Raw genomic sequence first — 15,976 nt, forward strand, 5'->3', positions numbered from 1 at the left:
GTGGGAAGACGACATCTTTCCCCCACGTGCCGCGGACTCATCCGTGTCTCGGGCCGCTCATCGGCACTCGCTCAGTACTTCCTCAGCAGGTCCTCCATGCGGGCGATCTCGCCGGCCTGGCTCGAGGCGATGTGGGTGACCATCTGCTGGGCATCCAGATCGATGCCCTCAGCCTGAGCGGTGTCGCACATGTCCAGGGCTCCCTCGTGGTGGGCGATCATGCCTTCCAGGAAGAGCCGGTCGAACTCCTTGCCCTCGGCCGCACGCAGCGCCTCCATCTGCTCGGGCGTGAGCATCCCCGGCATCAGCTCGTCGGTCTCGCCGTCGGGGATCTCCAGCCCGCGCTCGGCGAGCCAGTCGCCCATGGCGTCGATCTCCGCCTCCTGGGCCAGGTGCATCCGCTCGGCGAACCGGATGAGCTGCTTCGAGTGTGCCCGCTCGTCCACCAGTGCGGTCATCTCCACCGCCTGGGCGTGGTGCGGGATCATCATCCGCATGAAGGCCGCGTCGGCCTCATTCCACCGGTCGCCGGAGTCCTGGTCGTCCTGCCAGTCGCCGGAGTCGGAGGTGTCGTTCTCCTCGCCCGGGGCGCCCGGGATGACCACCGTCGGACCGCCGTCGTCGACGGTCGACGCCGAGGCCGCCTGAGCGGACGTAAGAGCCGTGACTGCCAGGATTCCGCACGCGGCCAGTACGGCCCCACGGCGCCGAGAATCATGTTTCTTTGCCGTGAAACCCTCCTGACCTGCTCCTCCATCTGTCTTCTGGATCATACCTGCATCCTCTCATGTCAGTACTCACCCGAAACTTCAACCGTCGCGAAACACTGGACGGATGGGGTATGAATCGGAATACTACTCACATCCGACCAAGGAGGTGAAGACGCCCGTGCGTCTTGCAGACATCACTCGATCGCGAGCGCGCTCCCTCGCCGGAGCCGCCGCATCCCTGGCCCTGGCAGGGAGCGTCATGGCCATGGGAGCACCCGCCGCGGCGACCGCGACCGCCGAGCCCGACGTCGCCCCCGGCGAGGTGGAGTCCCACAACATGGAGCACGTCACCAACGTGCCGCAGAGCGGCGCGCTGACCGGCACCGGCTCGGACCTGGCCTTCCAGGGCGAGTACGCCTACGCCGGCAACTACGACGGCTTCACCGTCTACGACCTCTCCGACCCCGAGCAGCCGGACCCGATCACCCAGGTCTACTGCCCGGGCGCGCAGAACGACGTCTCGGTGCACGGCGACATCCTGATCACCTCCACCGACTCGCGGATGGAGGACGACAGCTGCGGCGCCGACTACACCTCGAACACCGAGGACTACTGGGAGGGTCTGCGGATCTTCGACATCAGCGACCCGGCGAACCCGCAGTACGTGCAGTCGGTGGAGACCAAGTGCGGCTCGCACACCAACTCCCTGGCACCGACGAAGAACGACAAGGACCTCTACGTCTACGTCTCCTCGTACTCGCCGAGCGACCAGCTGGCGAACTGCCAGCCGCCCCATGACCAGATCTCGGTGGTCAAGATCCCCACCGACGACCCGGCCTCGGCCGCCGTCGTCAGCGAGCCGACCCTCTTCCCGGACGGCGGATACGAGGGCGGCGAGGGCGCGGCCAGCGCGACCTCGGGATGCCACGACATCACCACGTTCGTGAAGCACGACCTCGCCGCCGGCGCCTGCATGGGCGACGGCATCCTGATGGACATCTCCGACCGGGAGAACCCCGAAGTCATCGACACCGTCCGCGACACCGAGAACTTCGCGTTCTGGCACTCGGCGACGTTCAGCAACGACGCCAGCAAGGTCGTCTTCACCGACGAGCTCGGCGGAGGCGGCTGGGCCACCTGCACCGACGAGTTCGGCTCCGAACTCGGCGCGAACGCCATCTATGAGATCGAGGACGGCGAGATGGAGTTCGCCTCCTACTACAAGATCCCGCGGACCAACACCGAGGAGGAGAACTGCGTGGCCCACAACGGCTCGCTGATCCCGGTGAAGGGCCGCGATCTGATGGTCCAGTCCTGGTACCAGGGCGGCACCTCGGTGTTCGACTTCACCGACCCGGAGAACCCGGAGGAGGTCGCCTGGTTCGACCGCGGCGAGGGGCTGAGCGACGGCGGCACGTGGTCCTCGTACTACTACAACGGCTACGTGTACTCCAACGATCTCGACCTGGGGCTCGACGTCTTCCGCCTCGACGATTCGATCGACGGCAAGGCGAAGACCAACCTCAAGGAGCTCAACCCGCAGGGTCAGCAGAAGTTCTGATCCGCGCCTGAGCACCTCTTCCCCGCGATGAGCCCGCGGCACGGGCGGGAATACGACGTCGTTCCCCCTCGTGCCGCGGGCTCTTCCGTCTGTGGGGCCGTTCAGCGTTCGGCGACGACGGCGACGTCGCCGGCCGGCACCCGCAGGCTCCGGCGGATCCGACGCCCGGAGATCAGCTCCTCGCCGCGGGCCGGCACCCGGACCTCGGCGTCGGAATGGTTCAGCAGGAACAGGAAGCTCGCGCCGTCGACGCCGTGCCGGCGCACCGCCTCCAGCTCGGCCGGGGCGCCGTCGACCACCGGGGCGACGCCGGCGTCGGACAGCAGCCGGTCGACGAGGCTCGCGAGCCCTGCGGCGCCGGGCCGCGTGCCGACGTACCAGGCCGCTCCCTCGCCGACGTCGCGCCGGGTGACCGCCGGCAGCCCGGCCAGCGGCCCCTCGGCCCAGCGGCGCACCGCCTCCGCGCCTTCCAGGCGGGTCTTCTCCGCCCAGACGCTCGCCGAGGTGCCGTCGTCGAGCGCGCGGACCTCCTCGCCCTGCATCGGGTGGAACTCCTCGGTGCGCACGCCCAGCAGCTCGCGGAAGGCCCCGGGGTGGCCGCCCAGCCGCACGGCGTCCTCGGCGTCGACGATGCCGCTGAACCAGGTGATCAGCACCTGCGTGCCGGCCTCCGCCGCCGCGGCGATCCGTGCGGCGTGCTCGTCGCGGACCAGATGCAGCGTCGGCACCACCGCCGCACGGTAGGTGCTCAGGTCCGCCGAGGGGTGGACGACGTCGACGGCGACGCCGGCCCGCCACAGCGCGCGATACCAGTGCAGCACCTCCTCCATGTAGGAGACGTCGTTGCGCGGATGGGAGTCGAGCTCGGCGGCCCACCAGGCCTCGTAGTCGACCACCAGGGCGACGTCGGCGGCCACCTGCGCGCCGCGCACCGGCGCCAGCCGACGCAGGATCTCGCCGAGGCGCACAGTGGACCGCCACACGTCGGTGTCGGTGCCGGCATGCGGGACCATCGCCGAGTGGTGCTTCTCCGCCCCGCGGGCCGACTGCCGCCATTGGAAGAACATCACCGCATCGGCGCCGCGGGCGACGTGGGCCAGCGAGTTGCGCAGCATCTCCTGCGGGGACTTCGCGCGGTTGTGCAGCTGCCAGTTCACCGCCGAGGTGGAGTGCTCCATGAGCATCCAGGGCTTGCCGCCGGCGACGCCGCGGGTCAGGTCCGCGCTGAAGGACAGCTCGACGTGCCGCTCGTCGTCGGCGGCGATCGTGTAGTGGTCGGTGGCGATGACGTCGAGGATGTCCGCCCCCTGTTCGGTCCAGCGGAAGTAGTCCATCCACTTGGTGCTGGAGGTGGCCATCAGGTTCGTCGTCAGCGGCACGCCCGGGGTGATCTCGCGCAGCACCTCGGCCATCGCGCGGCAGTGCGCCAGCAGCTCGTCGGAGGAGAAGCGCGCGAAGTCGAGCTGCTGGGCGGGATTGACGAACATCGGTGCAGTCCGCGGCGGCAGGATCTCGGCGAAGTCGCTGTAGCGCTGCGACCAGAACGCCGTGCCCCAGGCGCGGTTGAGCTCCTCGACCTCGCCGTAGGTCTGCTCGAGCCAGCGGCGGAAGGCGGCCGCGGCGTCGTCGGAATAGTCATGCGGCACATGGCAGCCGAGCTCGTTGTCGATGTGCCAGAGCCGCAGCGCCGGGTGCTCGGCGTAGCGGGTCGCGATCGCACGCGTCATCCGCAGCGCGTACTCGCGGTAGAGCGGGCTGGAGACCGAGTAGGCCTGCCGCGCGCCGGGATGCAGCACGGTGCCGTCGGCGGTCTCCGGCAGGATCTCCGGGTGTCGGTGGGTCAGCCAGGGCGGCGGGGAGGCCGTCGCCGTGGCCAGGGCGACGCCGACGCCGGCGGCGTGCAGCCGATCCATCGTCTCGTCGAGCCAGCCCCAGTCGTATTCGCCCTCGCACGGCTCGAGCATCGCCCAGGAGAAGATCCCGACGCTGACCAGGTTCACCCCGGCCTCGCCCATGAGCTCGACGTCCTCGAGCCGGACCTCCTGCGGCCACTGCTCGGGGTTGTAGTCTCCGCCGAAGGCCAGCCCGGGCACTGCCGGCCAGGTCGGGCGGTCGGCGGCACGGTGGGCGGATGACGGGCGATGCCACGATGGAAAGCGCATTCTTCTGAGGCTATAGGTGGCCCGCCTCATGCGCAATGGAAAATCGTGCGATGACTCGGCGGAAAGTATGGGAAAGCGAGCTCATTCCCACACTTTCCGCCGAGCCATCGGGGCCCGCGGGCTCCTCGCCCGGACCGGAGCTCGACGTCGACGACTGCTTGCCGTCGCGCACCGAAGAAACCCAGGATGCCCGGACCGGGTGAGGAGATCGGGGTGATCAGAAGCTGATCACTGCATGGCCTGCTCCATCTCGTCGACCATGCCCTCGGCTGCCTCCTGCGGGGACTGCCGCTCGAAGTAGACCTCGAGCTCGTAGCGCTGCAGGATCGACTGCATCTCGCTGAAGCCCGGCGCGGGGACCGGCTCGGGCTCGCCCAGCTCCGGCTCGATCTCCTCGATGAACTCCGCCGACGTCTGATCGGAGCCTTCCAGCTCCGGCATGACCGCCTCGCGGACGTCGAGGTTGCTGGGCAGGCCGCGGTCGGTGAGGTTGAGCTTGCCGGCCTCCTCGGAGTTGACCATGAAGTCGATGAACTCCTGGGCCTCCTCCGGGTGGTCGGTGCCGGCCGAGGCCGACATCATCATCGTGGACTTGTACCACATGCCGTTGTCCTCGGCGGCGCCGGTCTCCGACGGCATCCGCAGCGGGACCATGTCGACGCCGGCGGCGCCGGAGATGGCGCCGAGCTGGTTGGTCCACCACATGCCCATGGCGACCTCGCCCTTGCCGGTCATCGACTCGTCCGGCCCCGGCGTCTGGTCCTCGGCGATGACCGAGGCCGGCGGGTAGGCCTCGCCCTCCATCAGCTGCAGACGCTCCTCGAAGTACTGGGCGGCGTCGGCGGCCTCGAAGCCGAGCTCGCCGTCCTCGGTGGTCAGGTGCTTGCCCTGCTGGCGGAGCCAGATCTGCAGGTCGGCGGGCTGCCCCGGGCCGGTGGCCCCGTAGACGCCGTCGACCTCCTCAGTGATGGTCGAGGCGATCTCCTCGTAGTCCTCCCAGGTCCAGGTGGAGTCGTCGGGCATCTCGACGCCGGCCTCTTCGAAGATCTCCGGGTTGGCCATCATGACCATGGCGTTGATGCCGGTGGTGACCGCCATCAGCCCGTCCTCAGTGGTGCCGTTGGCGACCGAGGACTCCTCCATCGCCGAGGTGTCGACCTGGTCGAGCTCCAGCAGCGCGCCGCGCGAGGCGTACTCGCTCAGGTACTGAGCGTCCATCTGGATGATATCCGGGGCGTCGTTCGCCGCGGTCTGCGTGGCCAGCTGGTCCCAGTATCCGGCCCAGTCGCCGTACTCGGTCTCGATGGAGATGTCCGGGTGCTCCTCCTCGAAGGCGTCGACGATCTTCTCCGTCGCCTGATGGCGGGAGTCCGACCCCCACCAGGAGAAGCGCAGGCTGACCTCCCCGTCCTCGCCGCCCCCGCCGGAGCCGCAGGAGGTCAGGGCGAAGGTGCCGACGAGGACCGAGGCGGCGAGCGCCGCGGGACGACGGCCGCGCAGGAGCCGGGACCGGGTGTTCTGGGACATGGGATTCTCCGTCTGCTGATCCGGCGGAACCCCGGGGTCGGGGTCCGCAATGGTCGTGGCGAGGAGACGGACATGGTCCGCCCCACCTCGAATTGAATCGATTTTCCCCTACGCTAGTGTGACTGCGCTCACCTGTCAACACGCCTCGGAAAGCGCCGTCCAGTGTGGAGCGTGCGACGGCGGGGCCCGCCCCTGCGACAGGCCGGCATCGGCCCACGACGGCGAGGCCGATCGGCGACACCGCCGATCCCCGAGTTCTCGCCACGTCACCGTGATAGAGCACGATGATTCTGCGAATTCTCGGGGACCCAGGCGTCCGACGCCATCCGCCCCAGCACCCCGATGCGACTGCCCGAGGTCCGGGACCCCGGGACGGTCCGGGCCCTCAGCGCAGGCGCAGCCCGCCGGGGATCTCCTCCAGCTCGATGAACATCGCCCGCTCCTCCGGAGTGCGGTTCGGGGAGTGCAGCGCCAGCAGCAGACGCCCGTCGAGCGCCCGGAAGATCATCCCGTGGCCGCCGTCGGCGGTGTAGAGCGGCTCCGGCTCGTGCCGCCAGGGACCCTCCACGCTCCCGGTGGTCGAGACCGCGACCCCCTGTGCGTAGCGGCCGCCGCGGAAGCTGGCCCAGAGCATGACCAGCGTGCCGTCGGCGGTGCGGTGCAGAAACGGGCCGTCGGTGACGAAGCCCGGCTCGTGGCCGGACGGGCGGATCTCCTCGGCCCAGGGCGCCTGCGAGGCGGTGAACAGCTCGATCGGCTCGCCGACGGCGGCGGTCAGGTCCTCGGCGAGCCGAACCGCGCAGACCGCGCCGTCGCGGATCTGGACCCATTCATGGCAGAAGACCATCCACGGACGCCCTCGCGCGTCCACGTGGAGCGTGCCGTCCAGGCACTCCCAGTCGGCCGGAGTGACGGGCCCGTCGCTGTGCGGGGCGTAGGGTCCGGTCGGCTCGTCGGCGACCAGGATCTGGGTGCCGCGGCGGACCGCCGGGTCGTCGTGGCCGAAGGTAGCGAAGAGGAACCAGCGCCCGCGGTGCTCGTGGACCTCCGGAGCCCAGTACTGGGTCGTCGACCAGAAGTCCGACGGCGGACGGAAGGCCGGATGCGGGCCGCCCCAGACCTGCAGGTCGGGCGAGGAGTAGACGTCGAAGCCCGTGGCCGGCCCGCCCCAGATGTTCGGATCGGTGGACCCGACCAGCAGGTGCCGCCCCGTCGCCGGATCCGGCAGCACGAAGGGATCGCGGATCTGGATCTCGTCGAGGCGCGGCATACACGGTGCTCCTTCCGGGGCGACGTTCCTCGAGACCGGAGGACTCAAGCCGATGGGCAGGACAGTGCCCCACGACCGGTCACCCCAGCCGAGTCACTCGAGCGCCTCCTGCATCTCCTGATACACGCTCTCGGCGGCCTCCTGCGGGCTCAGACGCTCGAAATAGAGCTCATCCTCATAGCGCATCATGATGTCCTGCAGCGTGGAGAAGCCCAGCGCAGGCACCGGCTCAGGTCCGGCCAGCTCATCCTCGATATCCTCGATGAACTCCGCGGACTTGAGATCCTGCCCCTCGATGGCGTCCAGGACGGCCTCGCGCACCTCCGTGTTCGCCGGGAGCCCCCGGTCGGTGAGCCCGAGCAGACCAGCGTCGACGTCGTTGACCATGAAGTCGACGAACTGCTGCGCCTCTTCAGGATGCTCGGTCCCTGAGGAGACGGAGAGGAACATCGAGGATTTGTACCAGAGACCGTTGTCCTGAGCCTGCCCCGTCCGGCTCGGAAAGCGCAGCAGCTCCATCTCGACGCCCGCCGACTCCGAGATGCCGGCCAAGGAGCTCGACCACATGGGCGCCAGGGCAACCCGGCCGGTATGGATGAGCTGCTGCTCGGGGCTCGCCCCACGGTTCTCTGCCATGAGCCCGGCCGACGGCATGGCCCCCGAATGCATCATCTCCAGCCAGTAGTCATAGTACGCGGCGAGGTCCTCGACCTCGTATCCGAGCTCACCTTCCTCGGTGGTCAGGTGCTTGCCCTGTTGACGCAGCCACACCTGGAATCCGCCGGGCTCGTTGGTTTCGTTGGTGCCGTACTCATCGTCGAGGCCGGTGCTGAGCTCCTCGGTGATCTCAGCGAAGTCCTCCCATGTCCAGGTGGTGTCGTCGGGCATCTCGACGCCGGCCTCGTCGAAGAGCTCGGGATTCGCACCCAGCGTCAGCGCATTGATGCCGGTGGTGATGCCGAAGAGCCCGTCCGCGGTGCGACCGTTGTCCAGCACCTCCTGGTCGAAGGCGGAGGTGTCGACGTCAGCGAGGTCCAGCAGGGCTCCGCGATCCGCATACTCGCGCAGATACTTGTCGTCCATCTGGATGATGTCCGGGGCGTCTCCCCCGGCCGTCTGGGTGGCCAGCTGGTCCCAGTGGCCGCCGAAGTCCGCGTAGGACCCCACCACCGAGATACTCGGATTCTCCTTCTCGAAGGCCTCGATGATCTCCTCTGTCTGCTGCACACGCAGGCCGCTCCCCCACCACGCGAACCTCAGTTCCACATCTTCGCCACCCCCGGACGCCTCCGAGCCCGAGGAGCATGACGTCAGGGCGAGCGCACCGACGACGAGCGCGGTCGTGCCGAGCGGCGGACGCGACCGCCCGGTCGACACTGAACGATGAACAGACATGAAGAACCCTCCCATGGCGTGAAACGTTTCATCACCCTAGGCGTGACATGAGTCACGACTCAATGGTGGACTTCATGCTGTTGAAGCATCACCTCATGCCGGCGGACGACCGTCGCTCAGCGATGGTCGAGCGGCACCGGCGCCGGACGCTCGACCGTCGTCTCCATCGAGACGGCGCGGCGGGACTCCGCCGAGACCAGCAGTCCCTCCATCACCTCGAGCACATGCAGCCCCAGCTCGCCCTGGGCGCGGCCGCGGTGCGGGTCGCCGTCGAAGGCTCCGGCCCAGTGCAGATCGGCGATCCCGTAGCCGCGGGCGGCGTGCCGGTAGCCGGCCGAGACCGGGATCTCGTGCCAGCCGCCGCCGTCGCGGGAGAGCGTCACGCGGCCGGAGAAGTGATTCGGATCCGGCACCGACAGCGCTCCCTCGGTGCCCTGCACCTCGATCGGCGCCGTGTGGGTGGCCGCGCCGTCGAAGCTCATCACCACTGTCGAGATCGCCCCGGAGGCGTGCACCAGCGCGCCGGTGACGTGGCTCGGCGTGGTCACCGGGATCCGTTCGCCGGCCCGCGGCCCGGAACCGATGACGCGCTCGTCGCGCAGCGCCGAGGCCGCGCCGATCACCTCGCGCACCGGCCCCAGCAGGGTGACCAGCGCGGTGAGGTAGTAGGGCCCCATGTCCATCAGCGGGCCGCCGCCGGGCTGGTAGTAGAAGTCCGGGTTCGGGTGCCAGGACTCGTGCCCGGGCAGGACCAGCGTCGCCGTCGCGCTCGTCGGCGTGCCGATCACGCCGGCGTCAAGCGCCGCCCGAGCGGTCTGGACACCGGTGCCCAGCACAGTGTCCGGCGCGCCGCCGACCACTGCGCCGGCCGCGCGCGCGGCGTCCAGCACCTGCCGGCCGGCGGCGACGTCGGCAGCGAAGGGCTTCTCCGCGTAGACCCCCTTGCCCGCGGCGATGGCCGCCGAGGAGACTGCGGCATGGGCCTGCGGGACGGTCAGGTTCAGCACGACGTCGACGTCGTCCCGGGCCACCAGCCCTTCCAGATCCTCCGCGGCGGCCCCGTGCGCGACGGCCACGGACTCTGCGCGGGCGGCGTCGAGATCGGCGACGGCGGTCAGCGTCAGATCCTCGAGACGCGCGATGGTCTCCAGGTACTGGCCACTGATCGTCCCGGCGCCGACCATGCCGATCCGCAGCGGTCGGGCGCGGCTCACCGGCTCGCCCACAGCATCCCGCGCTCGATGATCGTGCGCACGCTGGGATGCTGCAGCACCTCGACCCGGTGCCCCGGCGTGCAGACGACGATCCGTCCCGACCCCCACCGTCGCGTCCAGACCGCCGGGCTCACATGCGGCCGCTCCCACTCGTCGAACTCCCGGCGCGGCAGCGTGGTCGTCGCCAGCACCTCGACGAGGTCATCGTGCAGCACCCAGTACTGCTCCGTGGTCAGCTCGAAGCTCTCCAGCCCGCGGGTGATCGGATGGTCGGCGGCCTCGGCGCGGATGTCGATACGGTGCCGCAGGTAGAAGTCCGCCTGCCCACCGGTGCGCTCCTGAGGCGGCACCGGCGGATGATGGGCGAACTGCCCGCCGATGAGCTGCAGGTAGGCGTCGCTGGCGCGGAAGGAGTCGGCGATGCCCCCGTGCCAGCCGACCAGCCCGGTTCCGGCGGCGACGGCGGCGCGCAGCCCGGCGACCTCCTCGCTCGTGATGGTCCCCATCGACACGCACTGCACGATCAGGTCGACGTCGGCCATCACGGCCTCGTCGGCGTAGACGGCCGGCGACTCGCGGATGAGGATGTCGTAGCCGTGTTCGCGCAGGAACGGCAGGAAGAACTCGGTGGCCTCGACGGGCTGATGCCCCTCCCAGCCGCCGCGGACGATGAGGGCGGTCCCGGTCATTCTTCGGCCTCCTCGACCGAAGAGTCCGGCCCGACGCCGGCCACCGGAGTGAAGCGGCTGGCGTCGGCGGCGCTGGTCTCCACCGCGTGCAGGACGCGCTGCACGCCCAGCGCCTCCCGGAAGTCGGGGCGGACCGGCTCGCCGCCGTCCAGCGCGGCGACGACGTCGGCGACCTGGTGGACGAAGAGGTCGCCGTAGCCCAGCCCGTGGCCGACCGGCCACCAGTTGCCGGCGTAAGGGTGGTCGGCGTCGGTGACGTGGATGGTGCGGAAGCCCTGCTCGGCCGTCGGGTCGTCGCCGTCGAAGAACTCCAGCTCGTTCATCCGCTCGAAGTCGAAGGCCAGCGAGCCGCGGCTGCCGTTGATCTCCAGCCGGTTCGCGTTCCGCCGGCCCAGTGCATAGCGGGTGGCTTCGAAGACCCCGACGGCGCCGCCGGCGAAGCGCGCGGTGAACGCCGCGGCGTCGTCGACGGTGACCGGCCCCCGCTCGCCGGAGGCGTCGCCGGAGCCGCCCAGCCCCTGGGCGTCGCCGGAGACCGGCCGGGTGGGGACGAAGGTGTGCAGCAGCGCCGAGACGCCGGCGATCGAGTCGCCGAGGACCCACTGGGCGGCGTCGACCGAATGGGCACCGATGTCGCCGAGCGCGCCGCTGCCGGCGGTCTCCCGGTCCAGCCGCCAGTTCAGCGGGGCGTCGGCGTCGGAGAGCCAGTCCTGCAGGTACTGCGCCCGCACGTGACGGATCTCGCCGAGCCGCCCGTCCTCCACCAGCCTCCGGGCCAGGGTCAGCGCCGGAGTGCGGCGGTAGCTGAAGCCGCAGAAGGTGCGCACACCCCGCCCGGCGGCCTCCTCCGCCGCCGCGGCCATGGTCTCGGCCTCGGCGACGGAGTTGGCCAGCGGCTTCTCGCAGAGCACGTGCTTGCCGGCCGCGAGCGCGGCCTCGGCGATGGCCGCGTGGGTGTTGCCGGGCGTGCAGATGTCGACGACGTCGACGTCCTCGCGGGCGACGGCGGCGCGCCAGTCGGTCTCGATCTCCGCGATGCCCAACCGGTCGGCGGCCGCGCGGGTGCGCGCCTCGTCCCGGCCGACCAGGACGGCCACCTCGGGATGCCGCGGGAGGTCGAAGAAGCGCGGGGCGGTGCGCCAGGCGTGGATATGGGCCGCGCCCATGAAGGCGTGGCCCACGACGGCGATGCGTACAGGTCTCGACACGGGAATTCTCCTCGCAGCGGAGAGGGGGCAGGAGTGATCCAGATCATCATAACGATTCACCGAGCCCGCACCGGCTCCCACGCCGCGGGATTCACGCCACGCGGCGGGCCCCGGCCGACGGCGAGGCCGCGAAGACCTCCGGCTCGCCGAAGCCGGCGGCGGCATAGCGGTCGCGGACTGCGGAGCGGGCCCGGGCGAGCATCCCGGCCGGCGCCAGGGCCACCACGCAGCCGCCGAAACCGCCGCCGGTGATCCGCGCGCCGTGCACTCCGGAGTCGAGCAGCGCGTCGACGGCGACGTCGGTCTCCGGCACGGTGACCTCGTAGTCCTCGCGCAGCGAGCGGTGCGAGGCGGTCATCCGCTCGCCGGCCGCGGCGACGTCGCCGGCGGCCAGCAGGTCCACGGTCTCGAGCACCCGGCGGTTCTCGGTGATCACATGCCGCGCCCGCCGCCGGAGCAGCTCGTCGTCGAGGCTCGCCAGCAGCTCCTCCGCCGGCTCATCCAGGTCGGAGAGCGCCCGCAGCGAGGCGACGCCGAGCTGAGCGGCGGCCTGCTCGCACTGGCTGCGCCGGGCGGCGTACTCGCCGTCGACCAGGCGGTGCGGGGCGCGGGTGTCGACCACCAGGACCTCGACCTCGGCCGGGTCGCCGACCGAGACCGGCCGCGGCGTCAGCGAGCGGGTGTCGAAGAGCACGGCGCGCGCCGGCTCGCCGAGCATCGAGATCATCTGGTCCATCAGTCCGCACGGCATGCCGACGAAGTCGTTCTCCGCGCGCTGGGCCAGCCGCGCCAGCGTCAGCGGCTCCGCCGAGACGCCGTGCAGCTCGGCGACGGCGAGGCCGACGGAGCACTCCAGCGCCGCCGAGGAGGAGAGCCCGGCGCCGTGCGGCACGGTCGAGTCGATGAGCAGGTCGACGCCGCCGAGCACAGGGGCCCCGCCGGGGCCCTCCAGGGGCAGTCCGACGTCGGCGGCAGTGCGCAGCGACCAGATCATGCCGGCGACGTAGCCCGCCCACCCGTCGACGGCGCCGGGGCGCAGCGCATCGACGGCGAACTCGACGGTCTCCTCGGCGAAGAGCGAGTGCACCCGCACCTGGCCGTCCGCGCGCCGTCGGGCCGCGACATAGGTCGACTGCGGCAGGGCGAAGGGCATGACGAAGCCGTCGTTGTAGTCGGTGTGCTCGCCGATCAGGTTCACCCGGCCGGGCGCGGCCCAGACACCCGCGGGCTCCGCCGCGAAGACCCGGCGGAACGCCCCGTCCAGCGACGCGGCACGCTCGGCGTCGCCGCGGGAAACCTCGTCGCCGGATGCATCGTCGATGCGGCTCACTGCTGACCACCTTCCTCGGCATCGTCGGCGTTGTCGTCTGCGGCGTCGCCCGCGACGCCCTCGCCCGCCGCGCGCAGCCGCTCGGCCATCTGCTCGGGCGGGATGTCGTTGATGAACACGCCCATCCCGGACTCCGAGCCGGCGAGGTACTTCAGCTTCTCCTCCGCCCGACGGATGGAGAAGATCTGCAGATGCAGGCGGAAGTCGTCGGCGGCCGCCGAGCTCGGCGCCTGGTGCCAGCCGGAGATGTAGGGCAGCGGGCGTCCGAAGAGCCGGTCGCCGCGGCGCAGCACGTCCAGATAGAGGGCGGCGACGTCGTCGCGCTCGGCGTCGGTCAGCTCGTCGAGCGTGCGCACCGCGCGGTGCGGGAAGATCTGCACCTCCACCGGCCAGCGCGCCCAGGCCGGCACGAAGGCGGTGAAGTGCTCGCCGGCGGCGACGATCCGCGCGCCGTCGGCCTGCTCGGCGGCGAGCACGTCGGCGAAGAGGTCGCCGCCGGTGGCGGCCCGATGGGCGCGCGCCTGCTCGAGCATGCGCCGGGTGCGCGGGGTGGTGAAGGGGTAGCCGTAGATCTGCCCGTGGGGGTGGTGCAGCGTCACCCCGATCTCCTCGCCGCGGTTCTCGAAGCAAAAGACCTGGTCGATCTGTTCGCGGGCGAGCAGGTCGGCGGTGCGGTCGGCCCAGGCGTCGACGACGGTCCGCACTCGGGAGACCGGCAGCTCGGCCATCGACGTGGTGTGCTCGGGGGTGAAGCAGACGACCTCGCAGCGTCCGGATCCGGGCGCCCGCACCTCGGTCAGGGCCGTGGCGGCGTCGTGCTGGTGTTCTTCGAGGGGCTCCCCTCCGGCGAAGGACGGGAAGCGGTTCTCGAAGACGACGACGTCGTAGTCGGCCTGCGGGATCTCGGTGGCGCGCTCGTCGGTGGTCGGGCAGAGCGGGCAGTCCGCCGTGGAGGGCTTATGCGTGCGGTGCTGCCGGGCCGCGGCGACGGCGACCCACTCGCCGAGCAGCGGGTCGCGGCGCAGCTCGGTGCCGCCGGCGGCGCGCGAGATGTCACGAGTGTCGTCGACGACGCGATCACGGGCGACGTCGTCGTAGAAGAAGATCTCGCGCCCGTCGGCGAGCTCTGCCTGGGTTCGATGCACCGGGTCACTCCTGACTGGTCTGATGAGGATGCGGGGTCTGCTGCACGGCGCCGCGAGCCATCGGGGTCACCTCGAACCGGCCTCGGCGAGCGTGACCTCGTCGATGTGCTCGCGCAGCGCCGCCGCCGCATCCTCGCCCAGGCCGTCGTCGACGATGAGTCGATCGATGCGTTCGAGCTCGGCGAAGGTGGCGATGCCGACCACGCCCCATTTTCCGCTGTCGGCGACGACCGCCGCCTGGTGGGCGCAGTCCAGCAGCGCCTGGTTCGTCTCGGCCTCCATCACGTTGGGCGTGGTGAAGCCGGCCTCGACGGACATCCCGTGGGTGCCGAGGAAGACGACGTCGGCGTGCAGCCGGCGCAGCGCGTCCACCGCCAGCGGCCCGACCAGCGCATCCGACGGCGTCCGCTCGCCGCCGGTGAGCAGCACGGTGCGGTCGGAGCGCGGCGCGGCGTGCAGCACCTCGGAGACGCGCGTGGAGTTGGTGATCACCGTCAGGTCGGCGACGCCGCGGAGACGGCGGGCGAGCTCGCAGGTGGTGGTGCCGGCCGAGAGCGCCACCGCCATGCCCGGACGGACGAGGCTCGCCGCCTGGTCGGCGACGGCCTGCTTCTCCGCCTCCCTGCGGGAGATCTTGGCCTCGAACCCGGGCTCCTCGGTGCGCCGACTCGGCACCGGGACGGCGCCGCCGTGGACCTTGGTGACGCGCCCGGCGCCGGCGAGCGCGTCCAGGTCGCGCCGGATGGTCATGTCCGAGACGCCGTAATGGTCGACCAGGTCGGTGACGCTCACCGCCCCGTCGCGCTCGACCAGCTGCGCGATCTGCTCCTGTCGTTGGGCCGCGAGCATGTCGTCCTTCCTGGCGATGGGACCTGTGTCACACCTATTCAAACACAGATCCCCTCAAAAACCAACACAAAACGACATCAGCGTCAGCGGCGCACCCACTCGGCCGCGGCGGGCAGGACCTCGACCAGCGGTTCGATCTGCGGATGCCAGGCGCGCTCCCATTCGAAGGACACCCACCCCGACCAGTCCTGCAGCACCTCGGCCAGCTCCTCGACGGGCAGCTCGCCGCCCCCGGGCGCGACCGGCACCCAGCGCCCGTCGCGGGCCACCGCATCCTTGATCTGGAAGCCGACGCAGCGGTCGCCGAGCACCGCGCGCGTGGTCGCCGGGTCCTCGCCGCTGCGCCAGGGGTGCAGCCCGTCCCACAGGACGCCGACGAGCGACGGATCGGCCAGCCCTTCGACCAGCTCCACCGTCGTCGCGCCGGTCGGATGGGAATCGTGGGTCTCGACGAGCAGGCGCACCCCGGCGGCGCGCAGGTCGTCCAGCACCGCGGAGATCCGCCGTCGCGCCCGGTCCCGCTGGGCGACGCGCAGCTCGTCGGCCTCGGCCGCGCCGCGCGGGGCCGACGGATCGGTGCCGCCGCCGGGGAAGACGCGGATGTTCTCCGCGCCGACGCGCTCGGCCAGCCGGATGAGTCCGCGCAGCTCGGCGAGGACCTCGGCGTCGTCCTCCGGCGAGCAGATCCGCACGTAGCCGGCCAGCGTGGCGACCGCGAGTCCGGCGGCCCGGACCCGGCGGCCGACGTCGACGGCGTCGTCGTCGCGGATGCCCAGGTGCAGCGCCTCGTCGGCGTGCACCCGCAGCTCCAGCCCTTCGCAGCCGCCGTCGACGGCGACGGCGATCGCCTCGTCGATCGGCGCGGCCGGGATGCCGAGCGTGCTCACGGCGAACTTCCAGCTCATGCGGTGCTCCT

13 protein-coding genes are annotated in these 15,976 nt (G+C 71.0%); 1 reads left to right on the top strand and 12 read right to left on the bottom strand.

The genetic code is table 11. The features are described from left to right. Positions 1–71: 71 nt before the first annotated feature. Complete coding sequence (locus GCL72_RS07615) at positions 72–605, bottom strand: DUF305 domain-containing protein (RefSeq protein ID WP_170289589.1); 534 nt, start codon at positions 603–605, stop codon at positions 72–74. 370 nt (positions 606–975) lie between these two features. Here GCL72_RS07615 and GCL72_RS07620 point away from each other — a divergent pair, with 370 nt between their 5' ends. Then, positions 976–2,271, top strand: coding sequence for an LVIVD repeat-containing protein (locus GCL72_RS07620; protein ID WP_246161081.1), 1,296 nt, complete (start codon positions 976–978; stop codon positions 2,269–2,271). 101 nt (positions 2,272–2,372) lie between these two features. Here GCL72_RS07620 and GCL72_RS07625 read toward each other — a convergent pair whose 3' ends face one another. From GCL72_RS07625 to GCL72_RS07675, 11 genes are all read right to left on the bottom strand, one after another. Further along, entirely contained in the window at positions 2,373–4,433 is a 2,061-nt protein-coding gene (locus GCL72_RS07625; protein ID WP_153144105.1) for a beta-galactosidase, read from the bottom strand. Positions 4,434–4,661: 228 nt separating this feature from the next. After that, complete coding sequence (locus GCL72_RS07630; protein WP_153144106.1) at positions 4,662–5,960, bottom strand: ABC transporter substrate-binding protein; 1,299 nt, start codon at positions 5,958–5,960, stop codon at positions 4,662–4,664. A gap of 385 nt (positions 5,961–6,345) precedes the next feature. After that, on the bottom strand, positions 6,346–7,230 hold the full coding sequence (locus GCL72_RS07635; protein ID WP_153144107.1) for a glycoside hydrolase family 43 protein: 885 nt from the start codon (positions 7,228–7,230) through the stop codon (positions 6,346–6,348). Between the two features lie 93 nt (positions 7,231–7,323). After that, positions 7,324–8,457 (bottom strand): ABC transporter substrate-binding protein, encoded by a 1,134-nt coding sequence (locus tag GCL72_RS07640; RefSeq protein WP_246161082.1) that lies wholly within the window; start codon positions 8,455–8,457, stop codon positions 7,324–7,326. A 284-nt stretch (positions 8,458–8,741) separates the two neighbouring features. Further along, positions 8,742–9,851, bottom strand: a complete 1,110-nt coding sequence (locus tag GCL72_RS07645) for a Gfo/Idh/MocA family protein (protein WP_153144109.1) — start codon at positions 9,849–9,851, stop codon at positions 8,742–8,744. Next, positions 9,836–10,528, bottom strand: a complete 693-nt coding sequence (locus GCL72_RS07650; RefSeq protein ID WP_153144110.1) for a ThuA domain-containing protein — start codon at positions 10,526–10,528, stop codon at positions 9,836–9,838. The genes GCL72_RS07645 and GCL72_RS07650 overlap by 16 nt, the downstream gene beginning before the upstream one ends. Then, positions 10,525–11,742 (bottom strand): Gfo/Idh/MocA family protein, encoded by a 1,218-nt coding sequence (locus tag GCL72_RS07655; RefSeq protein WP_153144201.1) that lies wholly within the window; start codon positions 11,740–11,742, stop codon positions 10,525–10,527. The genes GCL72_RS07650 and GCL72_RS07655 overlap by 4 nt, the downstream gene beginning before the upstream one ends. Positions 11,743–11,827: 85 nt before the next feature. Then, positions 11,828–13,066, bottom strand: a complete 1,239-nt coding sequence (gene galK / locus GCL72_RS07660) for a galactokinase (RefSeq protein WP_211365000.1) — start codon at positions 13,064–13,066, stop codon at positions 11,828–11,830. Further along, positions 13,063–14,211, bottom strand: coding sequence for a galactose-1-phosphate uridylyltransferase (gene galT, locus GCL72_RS07665; RefSeq protein WP_246161083.1), 1,149 nt, complete (start codon positions 14,209–14,211; stop codon positions 13,063–13,065). Before galT ends, galK begins: the two co-directional genes overlap by 4 nt. A 66-nt stretch (positions 14,212–14,277) precedes the next feature. After that, positions 14,278–15,060, bottom strand: coding sequence for a DeoR/GlpR family DNA-binding transcription regulator (locus GCL72_RS07670; protein WP_153144111.1), 783 nt, complete (start codon positions 15,058–15,060; stop codon positions 14,278–14,280). A gap of 83 nt (positions 15,061–15,143) precedes the next feature. Beyond that, positions 15,144–15,965 (bottom strand): sugar phosphate isomerase/epimerase family protein, encoded by an 822-nt coding sequence (locus tag GCL72_RS07675; protein ID WP_153144112.1) that lies wholly within the window; start codon positions 15,963–15,965, stop codon positions 15,144–15,146. Positions 15,966–15,976 lie beyond the last annotated feature (11 nt).

The organism is Nesterenkonia halophila (genome assembly GCF_009467795.1).
Classification (GTDB): Bacteria; Actinomycetota; Actinomycetes; order Actinomycetales; family Micrococcaceae; genus Nesterenkonia; species Nesterenkonia halobia.